Annotated in this window: 20 protein-coding genes; 8 read left to right on the top strand and 12 right to left on the bottom strand. The window is 70.2% G+C overall.

Annotated features, from left to right (window positions below; translation table 11 throughout):
* Nucleotides 1-121 precede the first annotated feature (121 nt).
* Nucleotides 122-670, top strand: a complete 549-nt coding sequence (locus ABD989_RS11790) for a hypothetical protein (RefSeq protein WP_246992811.1) — start codon at nucleotides 122-124, stop codon at nucleotides 668-670.
* 156 nt (nucleotides 671-826) lie between these two features.
* On the opposite strand, the gene ABD989_RS11785 is transcribed toward ABD989_RS11790, so the two are convergent.
* From ABD989_RS11785 to ABD989_RS11765, 5 genes are all read right to left on the bottom strand, one after another.
* Nucleotides 827-1,810 carry an LppP/LprE family lipoprotein gene (locus tag ABD989_RS11785; protein WP_246992809.1) on the bottom strand — a complete coding sequence of 328 codons (984 nt, stop codon included), beginning with the start codon at nucleotides 1,808-1,810 and terminating at the stop codon, nucleotides 827-829.
* 62 nt (nucleotides 1,811-1,872) lie between these two features.
* Complete coding sequence (locus ABD989_RS11780; protein WP_345313620.1) at nucleotides 1,873-2,469, bottom strand: class I SAM-dependent methyltransferase; 597 nt, start codon at nucleotides 2,467-2,469, stop codon at nucleotides 1,873-1,875.
* A 146-nt stretch (nucleotides 2,470-2,615) separates the two neighbouring features.
* Complete coding sequence (locus ABD989_RS11775; protein ID WP_345313619.1) at nucleotides 2,616-3,332, bottom strand: hypothetical protein; 717 nt, start codon at nucleotides 3,330-3,332, stop codon at nucleotides 2,616-2,618.
* On the bottom strand, nucleotides 3,329-3,712 hold the full coding sequence (locus tag ABD989_RS11770; protein ID WP_345313618.1) for a hypothetical protein: 384 nt from the start codon (nucleotides 3,710-3,712) through the stop codon (nucleotides 3,329-3,331). Before ABD989_RS11770 ends, ABD989_RS11775 begins: the two co-directional genes overlap by 4 nt.
* 93 nt (nucleotides 3,713-3,805) lie before the next feature.
* Nucleotides 3,806-4,948 carry an ABC transporter substrate-binding protein gene (locus ABD989_RS11765; RefSeq protein ID WP_246992797.1) on the bottom strand — a complete coding sequence of 381 codons (1,143 nt, stop codon included), beginning with the start codon at nucleotides 4,946-4,948 and terminating at the stop codon, nucleotides 3,806-3,808.
* Between the two features lie 102 nt (nucleotides 4,949-5,050).
* Here ABD989_RS11765 and ABD989_RS11760 point away from each other — a divergent pair, with 102 nt between their 5' ends.
* Together ABD989_RS11760 and ABD989_RS11755 are read left to right on the top strand one after the other, a co-directional pair.
* Nucleotides 5,051-5,950 carry an LLM class flavin-dependent oxidoreductase gene (locus ABD989_RS11760; RefSeq protein ID WP_345313617.1) on the top strand — a complete coding sequence of 300 codons (900 nt, stop codon included), beginning with the start codon at nucleotides 5,051-5,053 and terminating at the stop codon, nucleotides 5,948-5,950.
* A 102-nt stretch (nucleotides 5,951-6,052) separates the two neighbouring features.
* The gene (locus ABD989_RS11755) at nucleotides 6,053-6,799 is read left to right on the top strand and encodes an SDR family NAD(P)-dependent oxidoreductase (protein WP_345313616.1); all 747 of its coding nucleotides are present in this window, start codon (nucleotides 6,053-6,055) and stop codon (nucleotides 6,797-6,799) included.
* On the opposite strand, the gene ABD989_RS11750 is transcribed toward ABD989_RS11755, so the two are convergent.
* Both ABD989_RS11750 and ABD989_RS11745 read right to left on the bottom strand, forming a co-directional pair.
* Nucleotides 6,796-7,680: an enoyl-CoA hydratase-related protein gene (locus ABD989_RS11750; protein ID WP_345313615.1), complete on the bottom strand. Its 885-nt coding sequence runs from the start codon at nucleotides 7,678-7,680 to the stop codon at nucleotides 6,796-6,798. The genes ABD989_RS11755 and ABD989_RS11750 overlap by 4 nt on opposite strands.
* 41 nt (nucleotides 7,681-7,721) lie before the next feature.
* Complete coding sequence (locus tag ABD989_RS11745) at nucleotides 7,722-8,489, bottom strand: SGNH/GDSL hydrolase family protein (protein WP_345313614.1); 768 nt, start codon at nucleotides 8,487-8,489, stop codon at nucleotides 7,722-7,724.
* Nucleotides 8,490-8,630: 141 nt separating this feature from the next.
* Between ABD989_RS11745 and ABD989_RS11740 the strand changes: the two genes are divergently transcribed.
* From ABD989_RS11740 to ABD989_RS11725, 4 genes are read left to right on the top strand one after another with little or no spacing between them, the layout of a single operon-like run.
* Entirely contained in the window at nucleotides 8,631-10,100 is a 1,470-nt protein-coding gene (locus ABD989_RS11740; protein ID WP_246992792.1) for a fatty acid desaturase, read from the top strand.
* A 2-nt stretch (nucleotides 10,101-10,102) separates the two neighbouring features.
* On the top strand, nucleotides 10,103-10,285 hold the full coding sequence (locus ABD989_RS11735) for a rubredoxin (RefSeq protein ID WP_246996840.1): 183 nt from the start codon (nucleotides 10,103-10,105) through the stop codon (nucleotides 10,283-10,285).
* Complete coding sequence (locus ABD989_RS11730; RefSeq protein WP_345313613.1) at nucleotides 10,282-11,427, top strand: NAD(P)/FAD-dependent oxidoreductase; 1,146 nt, start codon at nucleotides 10,282-10,284, stop codon at nucleotides 11,425-11,427. Before ABD989_RS11735 ends, ABD989_RS11730 begins: the two co-directional genes overlap by 4 nt.
* Nucleotides 11,424-12,029, top strand: a complete 606-nt coding sequence (locus tag ABD989_RS11725; protein ID WP_345313612.1) for a TetR/AcrR family transcriptional regulator — start codon at nucleotides 11,424-11,426, stop codon at nucleotides 12,027-12,029. Before ABD989_RS11730 ends, ABD989_RS11725 begins: the two co-directional genes overlap by 4 nt.
* A 4-nt stretch (nucleotides 12,030-12,033) precedes the next feature.
* Here ABD989_RS11725 and ABD989_RS11720 read toward each other — a convergent pair whose 3' ends face one another.
* A complete protein-coding gene (locus ABD989_RS11720) occupies nucleotides 12,034-13,002 on the bottom strand; it encodes a R2-like ligand-binding oxidase (protein ID WP_345313611.1) in 969 nt (322 codons plus the stop codon).
* 12 nt (nucleotides 13,003-13,014) lie between these two features.
* Nucleotides 13,015-13,311 carry a hypothetical protein gene (locus ABD989_RS11715; protein ID WP_246992784.1) on the bottom strand — a complete coding sequence of 99 codons (297 nt, stop codon included), beginning with the start codon at nucleotides 13,309-13,311 and terminating at the stop codon, nucleotides 13,015-13,017.
* A gap of 34 nt (nucleotides 13,312-13,345) precedes the next feature.
* On the opposite strand from ABD989_RS11715, the gene ABD989_RS11710 reads away from it, so the two are divergent.
* A complete protein-coding gene (locus ABD989_RS11710) occupies nucleotides 13,346-14,212 on the top strand; it encodes an alpha/beta fold hydrolase (RefSeq protein WP_281499789.1) in 867 nt (288 codons plus the stop codon).
* 145 nt (nucleotides 14,213-14,357) lie between these two features.
* Here the strand turns inward: ABD989_RS11710 and ABD989_RS11705 are convergent, their stop codons facing one another.
* The 3 genes from ABD989_RS11705 to ABD989_RS11695 are packed head-to-tail and all read right to left on the bottom strand — an operon-like array spanning nucleotide 14,358 to nucleotide 18,969.
* Nucleotides 14,358-14,897 carry a potassium channel family protein gene (locus ABD989_RS11705; RefSeq protein ID WP_345313610.1) on the bottom strand — a complete coding sequence of 180 codons (540 nt, stop codon included), beginning with the start codon at nucleotides 14,895-14,897 and terminating at the stop codon, nucleotides 14,358-14,360.
* Nucleotides 14,894-16,978, bottom strand: a complete 2,085-nt coding sequence (locus ABD989_RS11700) for an MMPL family transporter (protein ID WP_345313609.1) — start codon at nucleotides 16,976-16,978, stop codon at nucleotides 14,894-14,896. Before ABD989_RS11700 ends, ABD989_RS11705 begins: the two co-directional genes overlap by 4 nt.
* Complete coding sequence (locus ABD989_RS11695; RefSeq protein WP_345313608.1) at nucleotides 16,975-18,969, bottom strand: M13 family metallopeptidase; 1,995 nt, start codon at nucleotides 18,967-18,969, stop codon at nucleotides 16,975-16,977. Before ABD989_RS11695 ends, ABD989_RS11700 begins: the two co-directional genes overlap by 4 nt.
* Nucleotides 18,970-18,994 lie beyond the last annotated feature (25 nt).

Raw genomic sequence — 18,994 nt, 5'->3', positions numbered from 1 at the left:
AGTTATACCGCTGGACACGGTGGACTTCCCCGAGATTCGGTCCATCTCAGCGCACTCGACTCCGCACGACACCTCCGAGTAGCGCGGGTGAGGCATCGCCGCGCCGGTAGGGTCGATCGGTATGCGGGCGGGGACTACGGCGGGCGGTCAGGACTGGTCGGTGCGACGGAGGATGCTGGCCTGGCGGCCGACGTGGAATCCGGAAGAAGTGTGGGTGGAGCAGGTTCGGTGGATCGACCAGACTGAGCCGGAGACTGAGCCGGAGTCAGCTCTGGGGGAGGCCGCTGACCCGCCCGCGGAGGCCGACAAGCCCGTGCTGCTGGAGCGGATCCTGGATCTGTGTCACCTGCCTGGTGACATCCTCGCTGTGGTGCTGACGGCGGTGACGGTATTCGTCGGGTACGGGATCTCCGGGATCGCGGCGCTGGTGGCGACGCCGTTCGTCCTGGCTGCGCGGGTGGTCGGTTTCGCTCCGTGGTGCGTGGACGTGCGACTCGACGGGATCCTGGTGGACAAGCGCTATGCGCCGAACGGCGGGGCGGTTGGACGTTTGATCGACACAGCCGCCCAGGACCTGCAGTCCTCCCGGTTCCGGACCGAGTTGCCGAGGGCGCAGCTGCTGGTGGACGGCCCCGACCACGCCCTCGAGCCGGATGATCTGGCGGGCTGACGCCGACCGGAGTTTTATGTCCGGAAAGGCCCGGTAGGGGTGCCTTTGCGGAGATGAAACTCGCGGGGGCGCGTGGGACGGTGGATGCGCGGGCGGATCGGTATTCGATGGCGTGCGCGGCGTTCGCGCGGATGCTGGCCGGACGACAGGCGCCGGTCAGGCGGGGGTCGGTGCCAGCTCGGTGCCGTGGCGGGTCAGCTCGCCGTCGACGAACGAGAAGCCGCCCGCGGGGCCGTTGCACTCGATGCCGTCGGTGACGGCCGTGCACGACAGACCGTCGATGGTGATCCGGCTGTGCACCGGTAGTGTCTGTGCGCCGGGCGGGCCGCCCTCGGTGAGGGTGGCGCGCGTGCCCTCGTCGGTGAGGTGGATCGAGTTCGGCGTGCCGGTGAAGACGTCGTTGCGGACGTCGGGCGTGCCGGACGGGAAGGTCACGCTGCACCAGATGCCGGCGGGCGAGGCCGCGCATTCCCGGCCGGTGCCGAACTTCCAGCGGTAGTAGCCGGCCGATCCGGGAGTCGCGTAGTCGGCCGGCGCCACCTCGGTGACCGCGCCGTCAGTGCTGGTCGATGCGGTGTCCCCGCACCCCGGGATGGTGCTCAGCAGGGTGGGGAAGGAGCCCTCGGTGACCACCTTGTCGCCGTCCCAGCGGTAGCGCAGGGTGGCGGTGCCGGTGGCACCGGCATTGGATTCGCCCTCGAGTGGGAAACGATAGGTGGCCACGACCGTGTCGTCGCCGTCGCGTTCCAGGTTTCGCAGCGGCACGAAGCAGTTCGACGCGGGACCGACGAACTCGCCGTTGTGGAACAGCATGATCAGCTCGGGGGACGACCCGGTCGCCATCGACACCGTGGTGGTGGAGTAGTCCAGGGTGCGGCAGGGTTCGGGCGTGGGACTGCCGTTCGGTTGCCAGGTCATCCCGGCCGGGGCCGGGGTGTCGGCGATCGCTCCGCGGACCGCCGCCGCCATATCCCGATTCGCGTCGCACGCGGCGGTGGTGACCGTCGTGGTGGCCGCGGCCCCGGTGCCGGTGTTCGAATCGCTCCCGGTGGTGCTGCTGCAGCCGACCAGCACGGCCGCGGCCAGCCCGGCGCCCGCCGCGAGTGTGGCGCGTTTCCATGAATCAGTAGTGGACGACATTCGACTCCCCCTCGTTCCGTCTCTGCCTGTCGACAGTAGGGAAGTGACGTGGGACAAGCGATTCAGGCACGCCGGGCGGCGAGGATCGCGCCGTGGTCGCGGTCGGGGCGGCCCGAGCGCGTTTCGGTGTGGTCCACCCGGAAACCGGCGGTCTCGAGCACCGACACCAGGAGATCGACCGGCCATCGGTAGGCGGGCTGTACCGCGTGCGCGAATCTGTCCTGCCGGGTGCCGGTGAAGAAGCCGAGGGCCAGTCGGCCGTCCGGACGCAGGCACCGGGCGAACTCGGCGAGTGCGGCGCCGATCTGCTCCGGCGGGGTGTGGATCAGCGAGTACCACGCGAGGATGCCGCCGAGGGTGCGGTCGGCGACCGGCAGCTGCTCGGCGCGGCCGACATCGAAACGAAAGTGCGGGTAGTCGGCGCGGGCACGATCGATGAACTCCGGGACGGGGTCGATGCCCGCGATGTCGGCGCCGGCCGCGGTCAGGTATTCGGTCCACTGGCCGGGACCGCAGCCGACGTCGAGGATCGGTCCGTTGACGGTCGCCGCCCACTGCTGGAGCAGGGCGCGATCGGCGGGGTCGGTGTGCTCGATCCGTCCGACGGCGGCGATGTACTCGTCGGCCCGCGCCGCATAGGGGCTCGGTGGGGTGGGCATGGCACCCAGTGTGGCTGGTGCGGGCCCGAGTGCGCGGAGTTCGTCGACGGGCGCGTCTCCTCCCGCAGGTTCACTGTCATATACGCGGCCTCCGTGGTCATAGTGACCACCGAGGTGCCGTATATGACAGTGACGGTCGAGCGGGGTCAGCGGGCGGGCGCGGTGTGGTCGAGCCAGCGGAGGAGGGAGTAGAGGAAGCGGGTGGAGCCCGGCATGAAGTTGTTGCCGTGGTGGAAGGTCGGGTCCAGCGTGGTCGCGATGATCCGACCCGGTGTGCTCACGGTGTCCTCGTAGAGCAGCATGCCCGCGTCGTGCGGTGCGCCGTTCTCGTCGTGCTCCTCGGACACCACCAGCGGCACCACGTCGGCGTCGGTGTGCAGCAGACCGTGGTGGTGCCAGATCACCGCCTTGCTCGACAGGAACTCCCACGCGTCGTGCTCGGGGGTGCGGGTCCGGATCAGCGGATCCTCGCCCTCGATCCACCACCAGAAGTTGGTGGGGCGGGGCGTCCACGAGACGCCGGGCAGCCAGGTGTGCGCGGCGTTCTCGCCGAGCACCACCAGTGTGCCGCCGCGTTCGGCCACCGCCAGGAACTCGGCGGCGTTGCGGCGCAACAACTCCGGGTGCTGGCGGTCGGCGACGATCACCGTGTCGTAGTCGGCGAGGCCGCCGGCCGTGAGGTCGCCGAGATAGACGAACTCGGTCTGATGGGTGATCACCGCCGGATCGGCGAGGGTCTGCAGGTGAAAGTGCGCGCCGCCGTGGACCAGGGCGAGGCGTCGCCGCGAGCGGGCGGCGCGGTCGGTCCGGCGGAAGGGTTCGGCGACGGTGACGTCGGGCGCGGTGGTGTCGGGGGTGGTCATGCGAGGGTCTCCTGTCCGGACAGCCAACCCAGCAGCTGCGGGAAGATGCGGGCCGAGGTGTTGGGGTCGTTGCGGTACACGCCGAGGTCGATGCCGCCGTGCACCAGGACCTCGCCGGCACCGAGGCGATAGACGTAGTCCACGGGCAGGCCGTGGCGGCCGACGCGGTTGAGCACCGTGGCGCCGTCGGGCAGTTTTTCGCTGTAGCCGCGGGCGTAGAAGCCGGACACGCCGCGCCGGAAGGAGAGGTCGGCGGGGTCGACCGCGGCCCACACCGGATGCGGTGCACCGGCGGTGATCGCCAGGTCCTTCGGACCGGAGTACTGCAGGCGGCGCCACCGCCCGAGACCCGGCAGGAAGTCGGTCATCGCGTGCCCCATCAGCGCCACCCGGCCGCCGCCGGTGACGAAGTCGGTGAGCAGATCGCGGCGTCGTTCCCGGCTGCGGGGCCCGCGCTGTCGGCGCGGACCGCCTCAGGCGCGGAAGAGACGGTCATAGTCGCTGCTCACCGAGTTCGCCGGCAGGTGCAGAACGCGGTCGACGTCGGCCGCGGTGACATCGTAGGCGTAGAGGTGCCGGTAGGTCTCGGCGATCCGGGCGCGCAGGTCGTGGCGCTCGTCGGGGAAGAAGACCGAGTTGACCCACAGCCACATCAGGTTCGATTCGTTGCACGGCGGGTCCCAGGAGAAGCCGCCGAGCGGGGCCTTGTAGACCCGCTTGTTCTTGACCGCGGACAGTGCCGCCCAGGTCGGGTCGCGGTAGACGTCCTCGGGTGCGGTCGGTTCGAAATTGCCCAGGATCACCACTTCGGGATCCCAGGTGAGGACCTGTTCGCGGGTCACCGCCAGGCTCGAGCCGCTGCCCGCGCCCGCGGCCACGTTGCGTCCGCCGGCGAGGCGGATCCAGAAGTCCATGTAGCTGTTGTCGGCGCCGACCTTGATCTCCGGCGCGTTGTACAGGTACATCGCGCGGGGCGCGCGGGCGGCGTGCGCGCGGGCGGACTTCTCGACGACGGCCCGGTCGGCGGCCATGGTGGCGAGCAGATCGTCGGCCTCGGGCTTCTTGCCCAGCAGGTCGCCGAAGATCGTGATCCACGCCTCCAGGTCCTCCTGGGTGCCGTACTTGAGCAGCAGCACCTTGAGGCCGGCGTTGCGCAGCGGTGCGACGATGTCGTCGCCCTTGTCGCCCCACTGGATCACCACGTCGGGATTCTGCGCGAGGATGTGCTCGACGTTGGGGACGAAGTCGTTCCCGGCGACCACCGGTGTCTGCAGGAACTGCGGGAACATCGTGCCGAGCATGCCCGCCGACGCGAGGGAGATCGCGACCTTGTTGGCCCCGACATTGCGGGCGGTGGACTGATCGGCGCCGATGATCATCGACGGCACCGGGATGATCACGCTGACGATCCGGCCCACCGGAGTGTCGAAGGTGATCGTGTTGTCGTACTGGTCGACGACGGTGATCGGGCCTTCGCCGCCCGCGGTCCCGTCGGTCACCACCTCGCGGCTGGAGCAGGCGCTGGTGGCGCCGAGTGCGCCGAGGGCGAGGGCGGCGATGCCGACCGAGCGCAGCAGCTGGCGGCGGTTCAGGGCGGGACTGTCGGGGATGGGCATGCACACTCCACAGGTGAGGTTTGGTTAGGCAACACTAAGTGAAGTGACCGTAGCCTAACTACAGTTGCGGCGGGAATCGTGGGGCCTGCGTAGGGTGCAGGCATGGACTACGGACATGACTTGCTCTTCGGGGTGTTCATCACTCCGACCAGTGCGGATCCGCGGAAACCCGTCGATCTGACCCTCACCGCCGAGGACGCCGGACTCGATCTCGCGACCTTCCAGGACCACCCGTATCAGCCCGCGCTGCAGGACGCGTGGACGTTGATGTCGTACGTGGCGGCGCAGACCGAGCGCATCCGCCTGGCGGGCAATGTGCTGAACCTGCCGTTGCGCAATCCGGTGGTCCTGGCGCGCGCGGCCGCGAGCCTGGACCGGCTCACCAGCGGGCGCGTGGAGATGGGCCTCGGCGCGGGCGGCTTCCGGGAGGCGATCGCCGCGATCGGCGGACCCAGCCTCACGCCCGGCCGATCGATGCGCGGCCTCGACGAGGCGATCACCCTGATGCGCCAGGTGTGGGACGCCGACACCCGCGGCGGCATCCGGCTCGACGGCAGCGAATACCAGATCAGCGGCGCCAAGCGCGGCCCGGCGCCGGCGCACGACATCGGTATCTGGGTGGGTGCTCTGGGACCCAAGATGCTCGACCTCGTGGGCCGCCGCGCCGACGGCTGGCTGCCCTCGCTCGGCAACCTCCGCGAGGGTGCGGCGACCCTCGACGACATGAACGCCAAGATCGACGCCGGGGCGACGGCGGCGGGGCGATCGCCGGCGGACGTCCGACGTCTGGCCAACCTCGGCGGCGCCTTCGCCGGCCGCAGCGGCCCGCTGCTGGCCGGTCCGGTCGCCTCGTGGGCGCCCGACCTGGCCGAACTGGCCGTCGAGCACGGGCTCAGCGGCTTCATCCTGGCCTCCGACGACGCGGACGAGATCGAGCTCTACGGCTCGCAGGTCGCGCCGGAGACGCGCGAACTGGTCGCGCAGCGCCGCGCCGCCCGCTGACGTCCTGACGCATACGGCGGTCGGGGCCGCCGCCGAAGTGCTTCGATGAGAAATCCGACCGGAGCGCGCCGACACCGGGGCGCCGACACGAGGGGAACCACCATGCAGTTGCAGGATCAGGTCGTCGTCGTCACGGGCGGAGCCGCGGGAATCGGCGGCGCCGTCTCCCGCGTGCTGGTGCGACGCGGTGCCAAGGTAGTCGCGGTGGACATCGACGCCGACGCCGGCGCGGCGCTGGAAGCCGACTGCGGTGGTGACGCGGTCTTCCTGGCCGGTGACGTGGGAGCGCCGGAGACCGCCGAGGCCGCGGTGGCGCTGGCCGTCGAACGCTTCGGAAAGCTCACCGGTGTGGTGAACAACGCGCACGCCTCGCGGCAGGTGCCCTTCGTCGACCTCACCCAGGACGTGTGGGACCTGTCGTTCAACACCGGCTTCAACGCGACCCGCAACTTCATGCTTGCGGCATACTCGCACCTCAAGGCGGCCGGCGGCGGGTCGATCGTCAACTTCGGTTCCGGTGCGGCCATTGTGGGGCAGCCGACGCAGGGCGCGTACGCGTCGGCGAAGGAAGCGATCCGCGGCCTCAGCCGCGTGGTCGCCAACGAGTGGGCCCGCGACAACATCCGCGTGAACCTCGTCTCGCCGATGGCGCTGACCGAGGGCGTCGTCGCCTGGAGCAAGGCCTTCCCGGATCTCTACGAGGCGTCGCGGGAGAAGGTGCCGATGGGTCGGTTCGGCGATCCGGAGACCGACGTCGCGCCCGTCGTCGCGTTCCTGCTGTCCGACGACTCGGTCTACATGACCGGCCAGACACTGATGGCCGACGGCGGGGCGAACAAGATCTACTAGACGTCGTCGGGGCGGGCCGGCCACTCGGGGACGAAGTCGGGCAGGTCGTCGGCCACCGACATCGGGAAGCGGGCCGGCCGCTTCTCCAAGAACGACAGCACGCCCTCGTGGCCGTCCGGTGCGGCGGCCATCGCGCGCATGCCGTGGCTTTCGGCGGCGTGCGCGTACCAGGGCGACGACAGTTCGAGCCCGTGCCACAGCATGCGGCGCGCGGCGGCGACGGAGATCGACGACGTGTTCTCGACGATCTCGGCGGCCAGCGCACGCGCCTTGGCCAGGAGCTGATCGTCGGGCACCACGTAGGAGACGAGCCCGCCGCGCAGCGCTTCCTGCGCGTCGAACAGGCGACCGGTGATCACCCATTCGGTCGCCTGGGCGATGCCGACCAGCCGGGGCAGGAACCAGGTCGACGCGGCCTCGGGCACGATGCCGCGCCGGGTGAAGACGAAGCCGAAGCGCGCGGACTCGGCGGCGATGCGGATGTCGGCGGGCAGCGACATGGTGACGCCGATGCCGACGGCGGCGCCGTTGAAGGCGACGATCACCGGCGTGAGCGACCGTGCGATCTTCAGCGCGAGCCAGCCGCCCGGGTCCCGGGAGACGCCGTCGACGGTGCCCACCCGGGCCACGATCGCCTCCTGCTCCGGGGTGAGTTCGGTGGCGCCGATGAAACCTTCGTGCAGGTCGGCGCCGGCGCAGAAGGCGGGGCCGGTGCCGGTGAGGATCACGACGCGGACGGCGTCGTCGGCATCGATGCGGTCGAAGAAGTCGCCCAGTTCCAGGCACATCGCCATGGTGAAACTGTTGCGCTTCTCCGGGCGGTTGAAGGTGACGGTGGCGACGGAGTCCTCGACGGCGACGTCGAAATGGGAGTAGGCCATGGCCGGACTCTAGCCCGGCGCGTCAGCCGTAGCCCGGTGGGTCAGCCGTCCCGTACGGGTGTCAGGTGGGGACGCTTGGGCGCGCGGCCGTCGCCCAGGGAGCGGCCCCGGGCCCGGCGGATCATCCACGGCGTCAGGTACTGCACGGCCCAGCGAGTGTCGCGGGCGTGTCGGTACAGGCGTCGCGGTTCGGCGAGCACCTCGAGTGGCGCGGCCCAGTCGGCGGAGCTGTGTTCCAGGCCGAGCGCGAACGCGGCGCCGTCGGCGAAGCGCTCGTGGCCGAGCGGCGAGGCGTGCAGCCGGTCCGGTGCCCAGGCACGTAGATCGGTGAGGACCGGCGCGGAGTACAGGTCGACGAGAACGAAGCCGTACTCGTCGGCGAACTCACGCATCATCGCGTTCAGTGCCAGCAGCTTGCCCTCGAACCGTCGACCCATCGGGATGGTGCGGGTCACGTCCGGATAGGTGGAGATCACCACGGTGGCGCCGGTGGCGTGCAGGACGCGGTAGACGGCGTCGAGGTCGCCGTGGACCGCTGCCATGTCGGAACTGCCGATCACGTCGTTCATGCCCAGCGGCGCGGTGATCAGGTCCGGATCCATGGACAGGGCGGGCGCAAGCTGTTCCTCCCTGGCCTGCCGGGTGGTCTTCCCGCGGACGGCGAGATTGGCGTACTGCAAGTCCGGGTTGGACAGCGCGAGGCGGTCGGCGAGGCGGTCGGCCCATCCGCGGTACTCGTAGCGCGGATCCGGATCCCCCATGCCTTCGGTCTGGCTGTCGCCCAGCGCGACGAATCGAGAGAACTGCACGTCATTGATCGTAGGCGGCGTGGCACCGCGTGCTCGAAACACCGCTCAGATTTACAAATTGTCAAATATGTATAGACATAGGACGGAAGTGGGCTTACTGTCTAATTCACACGCCGACGGACGACGTGAAGGAGACATGACATGGCACAACCGACGATCGACGCCACGGGCGAACCGGTGGCGCAGTGGCGCGACAAGAAGCGCTACCTCTGGCTGCTGGGACTGATCCCGCCGACGGCGCTCTTCGTGGCCACCGGCTTCGTCGCCCTCATGAACTGGGCCGGCCGCGAACTGGACTGGGGCTGGCTGAACGCCGTCTCGCCGGTGTGGTGGTGGACCGGGCCGATCCTGGTGTACCTGTTGCTGCCGCTGCTCGACATCTTCTTCGGGCCGGACGGGCAGAACCCGCCCGAGGAGCTCATCGAACAGCTCGAGAACGACAAGTACTACCGGTACTGCACCTACGTGTACATCCCGTTCCAGTTCGCGAGCCTGATCTTCGCCAGCTACCTCTGGACCGCCGATAACCTGACCTGGCTCGGCATCGAGTCGGGAGGCCTGGGTCTGGCGTCCAAGATCGGTCTGGCCTTCACGGTCGGCGCGATGGGCGGTATCGGCATCAACACCGCGCACGAGCTCGGCCACAAGAAGGTCACCATGGAGCGGTGGCTGTCCAAGGTCACGCTGGCGCAGACCTTCTACGGGCACTTCTACATCGAGCACAACCGCGGCCATCACGTGCGCGTCGCGACGCCGGAGGATCCGGCCAGCTCGCGCTACGGCGAGGGCTTCTGGACGTTCCTGCCGCGCAGTGTGTGGGGCTCGCTGCGGTCCGCGTGGGAGCTGGAGGCGAACCGGATGAAGCGCCTCGAGCGACCGGTGCTGCACCACACCAACGACGTCCTGAACGCCTGGGCGATGTCGGTGGTCCTGTGGGGCGCGCTCGCGCTGATCTTCGGCTGGCAGGTGCTGCCGTTCCTGCTGCTGCAGGCCGTCTACGGCTTCTCGCTGCTGGAGACCGTCAACTACCTCGAGCACTACGGCCTGCTGCGGCAGAAGAACGCCCGCGGCCGGTACGAGCGCTGCACCCCGCAGCACAGCTGGAACTCCGACCACATCGCGACCAACATCTTCCTGTACCACCTGCAGCGACACAGTGATCACCACGCGAATCCGACGCGTCGCTATCAGACGCTGCGGAGCTTCGAGGAGTCGCCGAACCTGCCCAGCGGCTACGCCAGCATGATCGGCATCGCCTACTTCCCGCCGCTGTGGCGCAAGGTGATGGACAAGCGGGTGCTGGCGCATTACGACGGCGACCTGAGTCGCGCGAATCTGCAGCCGAGCAAGGCCGCCAAACTGCTCGCCGCCCACGAGGCCGCCGCGGTGGCCGTGCTGGAGCGCCCCGCCGCCGACAGCGCGTCGACCGTGCAGAACCTGTCGGCCGACGCCTACCGCTGCGGCAACTGCGAGTACGTCTACCGCATCGCCGACGGTGCGCCGCGGGAGGGCTTCGCGCCCGGCACCGCCTGGCACGACGTTCCCGACGACTGGGCCTGCCCGGACTGCGGTGTCCGCGACAAGGTCGACTTCCTTCCGATCGGAGTATGACCATGAACGACTACCGACTGTTCCGCTGCCTGCAGTGCGGCTTCGAGTACGACGAAGCCGAAGGCTGGCCCGAGGACGGCATCGAACCCGGCACGCGCTGGGACGAGATCCCCGACGACTGGAGCTGCCCGGACTGCGGCGCCGCCAAGGCCGACTTCGAGATGGTCGAGGTCGCGCGTCCGTGACCGGCGTGGTGATCGTCGGCTCCGGTGTGGCCGGGGCGACCGCGGCGCAGACGTTGCGCGCCGAGGGCTGCACCGGGCCGGTGACCGTCGTCGGCGCCGAGGCCGGGCACCCGTACCGGCGCACCGCGCTGAGCAAGGATCTGCTCGCCGCCGACCTGAGCGTCGAACGCATCCGACTGCAGAAGCCGGAGTTCTGGGCCGACCGCGACATCACCTTCGTCAGCGGCGTGGCCGTGACCGACGTCGACCCGGACGCCCGCACGGTGACGCTCAGCGACGGCCGCAGCCTGGGATACCGCGCGCTGATCCTCGCGACCGGCGGACGTCCGATCCGCCCCGCGTGGCTGCACGACGACGTGCCGTCCCTGCGCACCGTCGCCGACGCGGAACGCATCCGCGCGACGATCACCGACCGCGGCGGACTGGTGGTGATCGGTGGCGGCCTCATCGGCCTGGAGCTGGCCGCCTCGACGGCTGCGACGGGTCTGCCCGTCACGGTGCTCGAAGCCGGCGAGAAGGTGCTGAGTCGCGTGGTGCCCCCGGCGGTGGCCGACTACCTGGCCGACCTGCACCGGGATCGCGGAGTGCAGGTGCGCTGCGGCGCACGCGTGATCACGGCGGACCCGTCCGGGGCCGACCTGGACGACGGCACCCGGGTGACCGGCGCGGTGGTCGCCGCGCTCGGCATGGTGCCGAACGTGGCGGCGGCGCAGAGCGCCGGCGCGCTCGTCGAGCGCAGCGGCATCGTGGTGGACTCGTGCCTGCGGACCAGCGTGGACGGCATCTATGCGGCCGGCGACGTCGCGACCGGCGGCGCCGCCTGCGGCGAGCATTGGTTCGGTGCGATGGATCAGGGGGCGGCGGTGGCGCGCAGCGTCGTCGCCGATCTCGACGGCCGTCCGGCGCCGGTCTACGCCGAAGTGCCCCGCGCGTGGACCATGCAATACGGCGTCAACATCCAGATGGTCGGCGCACCGACGGCCGACGGCGCGGTGGCCATCGACGGCGACCTGGCCGACGGTTCGGCGACGATCACCGTCACCGGACCCGACGGCCTGCTGGGTGCGGTCACGGTGGGCCGGGCCGCGGCGGCCCGCGAACTGCGAGCACGGCTCGCCGCGGGGCTAGGCTCGACCGTGTGAGCGCACCCGGTCCGACCTATGCCCAAGCGAGCAAGGCGCTGCTGCGCAATTCGCTGCTCGACGGCCTGCGCGACCTGCTCACCGGGCGCGACTGGTCCAAGGTGACGATGGCGGCCGTCGCGCGCCACGCCGGGGTCAGCAGGCAGACCGTCTACAACGAGTTCGGCTCCCGCAACGGGCTCGCTCAGGCCTACGCCCTGCGCCTGGTGGCCGACTACACCGGGGAGATCGAGCGCTCCGTGATCGAGGCCCCCGACGATCTCGACGGCGCGCTGACCGCGGGTTTCGCCCGGTTCTTCGAGGGCGCCGCCGCCGATCCGATGATCGCCTCGCTGCTGTCCGGTGAAGCCAATCCGGACCTGCACCGGCTGATCACCACCGACGCGGCGCCGCTGATCGCGGCCACCAAGGAGCGGCTGACGCAGATCGTCACCGAGTCGTGGATCGCCCTGCCGCCGGAGCGGGCCGACCGGATCGCCGGCGCGGTGGCGCGGATGGCGTTGAGCTACGTGGCGATGCCGCCGGAGGTCCCGATCCCCGAGGTGGCGGCGAATCTGGCGGCCCTGTTCGCCCCCGCGATCCGCGAGGCTCAGCGCGGCTGACGCGTCACCGGGCGCGCAGTGCGGCCATCACCTTCGCGTCCTCGTCGCCGAAGGTGTCCTCCAACACGGCGGGCGTGTAGTCCAGATCGATCTCGGCCATCGGCCGCCCGCGAGCGGACTCGATGGCACCGAGCCGACGTTGCGCGCGGTCGGCGGCGTAGGCGACGAACTCGTCGTTGTCGATGCCGAACGGCGGCACCTCGAACTGGTCGTTGACCCAGCTGATCATGCCGAGGGCCATCGGTAGGAGTTCGCCCATGCGCTCGCCCGCGACCTCCCACAGGGAGTCGTCGGCCGCGATGTGCCGGCGGCAGGTGAAGGTGCCCCACGCCATGTGGCGTCGTTCGTCGTCGGCGATGTGTCCGATCAGCTGCTGCATGCCGGGCAGGATGCCGTTCTCGGCGCACACCTTGTTCCACGCGTAATAGCCGGTGAGCGCGAGGCTGCCCTCGATCACGTGGTTGTAGGTGACGCTGGCCCGGACCTGGTTCAGCGGCGACGGATCGGACTGCAGGATGCGCAGCGACTGCGGCAGCTCCCGGTAGAAGAGCTGTCGGTAGTACGGGTTCTCGGCGACGTAGGCGTGCAGGTCGTCGGTGAGGCCGACGGCGTCCATCCACAGCCGGAAGCCCTGGGCGTGCTTGGCTTCCTCGAGGCAGAACTGGGACAGGTACATCTCGTCGCCGAACCGGTTCTCGGCGGCCATCGCGGCCATGAACGGCTGGATGTCCTGCGTCACGGCCTCCTCGCCGGCGACGAACTGGGCCACCAGGTAGGTGGCGCTGCGGCGCTGCTCGTCGGTGAGACCGGCCCAGTCGGCGGCATCCTGCGAGAAGTCGATGGCCGCCGGATCCCAGGTCTTGCCGTTGCCCTTGGTGAACAGGCGCAGCGGGAACGCGTCCCAGTGCAAGCCGCCCGCGCTCAGCGAAGCGAAACCGACCCGACCCTCAGGTGTGTCTGCCGTCACAGTCATGCTGCGACGGTATCAACGTCGAGCGGTCGCCGCGGCCGTTGCGCCGGTTGCGACGGCGGTCATCGCCAGGACCGACGGCCAGGCGCCGATCTTCTTGGCCAGCGGATGGGAGGCGCCGAAGGCGCCGAGGTAGACGGCGGTCAGGCCTGCGGTCACGGCCGGGCCCTGCGCCAGCCAGCTGCGGCCGGCATAGAGGCCGGCGGCGCCGAGCGCCACCCCGCCGAGCGGGCGGATGCCGGAGAAGCGGGCGACGGAGTAACCGCCGATCAGGCCGGCGGCGACAGCGGGGACAGAAGGATCGATGCGCATGGTCCCCACGCTACCTACTAGAACACGTTCTACTATGGGGGGCGTGGACCTGACTTATGAGAACACCCAGCGCGAACTCGCCACCGACAAGGGCGTCATCCGTTACCACGAGGCAGGTGCCGAGCACGACGACGTGCTGCTGCTCCTGCACGGCAGCGGCCCCGGCGTCACCGGATGGCGGAACTACCGCGGCAACCTCGCCTTCTTCGCCCAGACGCACCACGTCTACATCATCGAGTTCCCGGGCTTCGGCGTCTCCGACCCGATCGAGGGCCACCCGGTGCTCACCGCGGGCAAGTCGGTGATCCGCTTCATGGACGCCCTCGGCATCGAGAAGGCCGACGTGATCGGCAACTCGATGGGCGGCGTGGTCGGCATCAACCTGGCCATCAAGTTCCCCGAGCGCATCACCCGCCTGGTCACCATCGGCGGCGTGGGCCCCAACCTGTTCTCGTCGAGCCCGAGCGAGGGCCTGCGCCTGCTGCAGGAGTTCACCGACGCGCCCGATCGCGAGAAGCTCATCCGCTGGCTCAACGGCATGGTCTACGACCCCGCGCTGGTCACCGAGGAGCTCATCGAGCAGCGCTGGTCGGCGGCCATCGATCCGGAGGCGCTCAAGACCGCCGCGATGATGTACGGCTCGGCCGCGTTCGAGATGCAGCAGAAGTTCATGGCCGACTCCGACGTCCCGCCGTACTGGGCGATGATGCACAAGGTCAAGTGCCCCACCCTGCTGACCTGGGGCCGCGACGACCGGGTGAGCCCGCCGGACATGGCACTGGTGCCCATGCGCCTGATCCCGAATGCCGAACTGAACATCTTCCCGAAGTGCGGTCACTGGGTGATGATCGAGGCCAAGGAGGCCTTCGAGGGCTCGGTCGCCGCGTTCCTCGCCCGCTGACGCACGCCTGCTCCGCCCTGTCGTCGACCACCCCTCAGTTCCGTGTCGCGACCCTGATCCCGGGTCGCCGTCCGAGCCCGGACGGCGACCCGGGGAAGGGGTCGCGACACGCGGGAGGGTGGGCGACGGGGTGGGTGCGCCGGGGTCAGTCGGTGCTGACGTCCTTGACGCGCTGGCCGACCAGCAGCGTCAGGAAGCGCACGCCCAGGCCGAGCAGGGTCAGCGACGACGCCATCTGCACCGAGACCGCGATGCGGGCACCCTGGCTGACCGCCGCGATGTCGCCGAAGCCGGTGGTGGTGAACACGGTGAGGCAGAAGTACAGCGCGTCCACGCGGGTCAGCGACTCGGTGAAGCTGCCGTGGTCGTAGTCGGAGAACAGGAAGTACACCGTGGAGAACGAGACCACGTAGAAGCCGACCAGCGCGGTGAACAACTCCAGGGAGACCAGCACCGGGCGTCGAGTGTGCTGGAACTGCCAGATCTCCCACGCGCAGAACCCCGCCAGCATCAAGCCGCCGATGATCAGCCCGACCACGTTCCAGCGGCTGTCGTGGCTGATCGGCAGCAGGAAGTAGCCGACAAGCAGCACCGCGGCGGCGAACAGCGGGCGCAGGATGGCCGCCGCGATCCAGCGGCCGCTGTTGAGGTCGATGGAGGCCTGGATGTCGGGGTCGTGCCTCACGACTGCCCCGAACCCGCCGGTTCCGAACGTGCCGGTTCCGAACGCGAGAGGGCGCTGGGCCACCAGATCCGACGTCCGACGTCGAGCGTCACCGCCGGCACCAGCAGCGAGCGCACCACCAGCGTGTCGATCAGCACGCCCACGGCCACCAGGAACGCGATCTGCGCCAGGAACAGCAGCGGGATCACCGCGAGCGCGGAGAAGGTCGCCGCCAGCACGATGCCCGCGGCGCTGATCACACCGCCGGTGCTGGTCAGCGCGATCAGCATGCCCCGGTGCGTCCCGTGCACCTGCGACTCCTCGCGGGCGCGGGTCATCAGGAAGATGTTGTAGTCCACGCCGAGCGCCACCAGGAAGACGAACGCGAACAGCGGCACGGTGGGGTCGGCGCCCGGGAACCCGAACGGGCCGTTGAACATCAGCGCGGCGATGCCGAGCGTGGTGCCGAACGACAGCACCGTGGTGACCAGCAGCAGCAACGGTGCCGCCAGCGACCGCAGCAGCAGCACCAGGATCGCGAGCACCACGATCAACACCACCGGGATGATCAGGTTCCGGTCGCGCGCGGCGGTGAGCCGCGTGTCCAGGTCCACCGCGGTGGCGCCGCCGACACGTGCGCCGTCGAGCCTGCTCAGCTCGGCGCGCAGCAGCGCGACCGTGTCCTGGGCGGCCAGCGAGTCGGGGTCGTCGTCCAGCGTCACCTGCACCGCGACCCGGCCGTCGCGCACCATCGGCGCACCGTTCTCGGTGAGCACGGCGGCACCGGCCACGCCCGGGGTGTCCGCGGCGACCTCGGTGGCGGCGTCGCCGGAGACCTGCGGGACGACGATCCAGGTGGGCGTGCCCGAACCGGCGTCGAAGTGCTCGGCGTGGATCGCCGCACCCTGCACCGACTCGGTCTCGTTGAGGAAGAAGTCGGTGGTGGCGACGCCGTCGGACCGGAACATCGGGGCGAACGCCGCGCCGACCAGCAGCACCAGCAGCGTTACCGCCCACACCTTGCGCGGGGCGGCGGCCACGAAGTCCGCCACCCGCTGCCAGATCCGGTGGGAGCTGCCCGGGTCGTCGGACGGCTGCGGCCGCCGCGGCCAGAAGGCCGTCCGGCCGAACAGGGCCAGCACCGCGGGCAGGAAGGTGACCGACGCCAGGAACGACGCCGCGACGCCGAGCGCCGCGATCGGACCGAGGCTGCGGTTGGAGTTCAGGTCGCTCAGCAGCAGGCACAGCACGCCGGCGATCACCGTGCCGGCCGACGCGGCGATCGGCGGCAGCGTGGCCCGCCAGGCCGTCAGCAGCGCGCCCCGTGCGTCGGGCTGATCGGCGAGCGTCTCGCGGTAGCGCGCCACCAGCAGCAGCGCGTAGTCGGTGGCCGCGCCGAAGACGAGGATGAACAGGATGCCCTGGCTCTGGCCGTTGAGTTCGAGGACGCCGGCGTCGGCGAGCCAATAGACCAGGCCGGACGCCAAGGCGAGAGCGAGGATCGCCGAGATCAGCACCACGATCGGCAGGATCGGCGAGCGGTAGACGACGATCAGGATCAGCAGCACCAGCGTCCCGGCCACCAGCAGCAGCAGACCGTCGATCCCGGCGAACGCACCGGACAGGTCGGCGGCCTGGGCGGCGGGACCGGTCACCGCCACGGTCAACCCGGGCGGCGGCGCGTCGAGCGCCTTCCGCAGCTCGGCGACCGGTTCCTTCGGCTTGCCGTCGGTGGCGATCGGCACGAACTGCTGGGCGGCCAGGCCGTCGGCCGACGGCAGCACCGGCGAGAAGTCCGGCCCGAAACCGGCGGTGCCGGCCAGCGGCGCGGTGGCGTCGGCGAGGTACCGGCTGTCGGCCGGAGTCAGGCCGCCGTCCCGCTCGGCGACGACGATCGCCGGGAAGTAGCCGGTGTCGGTGAACGCCGGCAGTTCCTCCGACACCACCGTCGACTCCGCGGAGGCCGGCAGGAAGGCGCTGGCCTCGGTGGTGGTCACCTGGCTGAGCTTGCCCGCCAGGGGACCGGTGGCCCCGCCGACGCCCAGCCAGACGAGGACGGCCAGGGCCGGCAGCAGCCAGCGGGCGACGGAACGCGCGTTCACCAGATGCGGACGCGGTCGGCGGGGGCCAGGTACAGGTCGGCGTCGTCGGGTACATCGAACGCCGCGTAGAAGGCGTCGAGGTTGCGGACCACGCCGTTGCACCGGAACTCGGGCGGCGAATGCGGGTCGATCGAGAGGCGGCGGATCGCCTCCTCGTCGCGAGTCTTGGTGCGCCAGATCTGGGCCCAGCTGAAGAAGACGCGCTGCTCACCGGTCAGGCCGTCGATCACCGGCGGGGTGGCCCCGGACTTCTCGTTCGCGATCCGATAGGCCACCAACGCGATGGACAGGCCGCCGAGGTCGCCGATGTTCTCGCCGAGCGTGAACTCGCCGTTGACCCTGTGCTCCGGGTCGAGACCGACCGGGGTGTACTCGGCGTACTGGGCCGCGAGCGCGGTGGTGCGCTTGCCGAACTCGGTGCGGTCGGTGTCAGTCCACCAGTCGACGAGGTTGCCGTCGCCGTCGTACTTGGCGCCCTGATCGTCGAAGCCGTGGCCGATCTCGTGGCCGATCACCGCCCCGATGCCGCCGTAGTTGGCGGCGTCGTCGGCGTCGGCGTCGAAGAACGGCGGCTGCAGGATCGCGGCCGGGAAGACGATCTCATTCATGCCCGGGTTGTAGTAGGCGTTCACCGTCTGCGGCGTCATGAACCACTCGTCGCGATCCACCGGACGACCGATCTTGCTCAGCTCGCGGTGGTTCTCGAACTCGGCCGCACGCCGGACGTTGCCGATCAGATCGGCGCGGTCGGCGGTCAGCGCGCTGTAGTCGCGGGTGGTGGCCGGGTAGCCGATCTTCGGGGTGAACCGGTCGAGCTTGGCCAGCGCCCGCTCGCGGGTGGCCGGCGTCATCCACTCGAGGTCGGTGATGTTGCGGCGGTACGCCTCGATGAGGTTGTCGATGAGTTCGTCCATCCGGGCCTTGGCGGCCGGCGGGAAGTGCTTGTCGACGTACAGCTCGCCGACGGCGAAACCGATGGCGTCCTCGACGAAGCCCACGCCGCGCTTCCATCGGTCCCGGTTGGCGGGGGTGCCGGTGAGAACCCGGCCGTAGAAGTCGAAGTTCTCGTCGACGAAGGCCGCCGACAGGTAGGGCGCCGCGGCGCGCAGCAGCCGCCAGCGCAGCCAGGTCTTCCACTGCTCCAGCGGACGGGCGTCGACCAGCTCGGCGGCTGCGGTGACGAACGACGGCTGGCCCAGGTTCACCTCGGCGAAGGTCGCCGCGTCCGGGGCGCCGAGCGCCGCGATCCAGGTGTCGACGTCGAATCCGGTTGCCGCGGAAGCGAATTCGTCGCGGGTGTGCAGGTTGTAGGTGGCGTCCGCATCGCGGCGACGGACCACGTCCCAGTGGTGCGCGGCGAGCGCAGTCTCCAGCTCGAGGATCGTCGCGGCGGCCGCGGCGGGGTCGGGCAGGCCGGCCAGGGCGAACATCCGCTCGGCGTGCGCCACGTACGACTCCCGGGTCGCGGCGTGCTTGTCCTCGCGGTAGTAGGCCTCGTCGGGCAGGCCGAGGCCGCTCTGCACGAGGTGCACCAGGTAGCGGTCGGAGTTCTTGGAGTCGGTGTCGACGTAGTAGCCGAACAGGCCGCTGGCGCCGTGCCGCTGCAGATCACCGAGCACCCGCGCGAACTCGGTGGTGTCGGCGATCGCCGCGATCGCGGCCAAATCGTCGGCGATCGCGTCGACGCCGAGCTCCTCGAGTCGGTCGACGTCCATGAACGAGCCGTACAGGTCGCCGATCTTGGCTGCCGACGGGCCGGACTCGTCGCCGCGCGCGCACGCCTCCACGATCTCGTGCACGTGGGCCTCGGCGTTGTCGCGCAGCACGTGGAACGCGCCGTCGATGCTGCGGTCGGCGGGGATCTGGTGCTCGGCCAGCCAGCGGCCGTTGACGTGGCTGAACAGGTCGTCGCCCGGGGACACGGTGGGATCCGTCCACTGCAGATCGAGGCCGGACGTGGGTTCGACGGGAGCGCTGGAGAGGTTGGTCACGCTTACATAGTGCCTTGCGGACCGG

It is taken from the genome of Gordonia alkaliphila (assembly GCF_039542465.1).
Taxonomy (GTDB): Bacteria; Actinomycetota; Actinomycetes; order Mycobacteriales; family Mycobacteriaceae; genus Gordonia; species Gordonia alkaliphila.
This window is presented reverse-complemented; position numbering and strand designations above follow the sequence as displayed.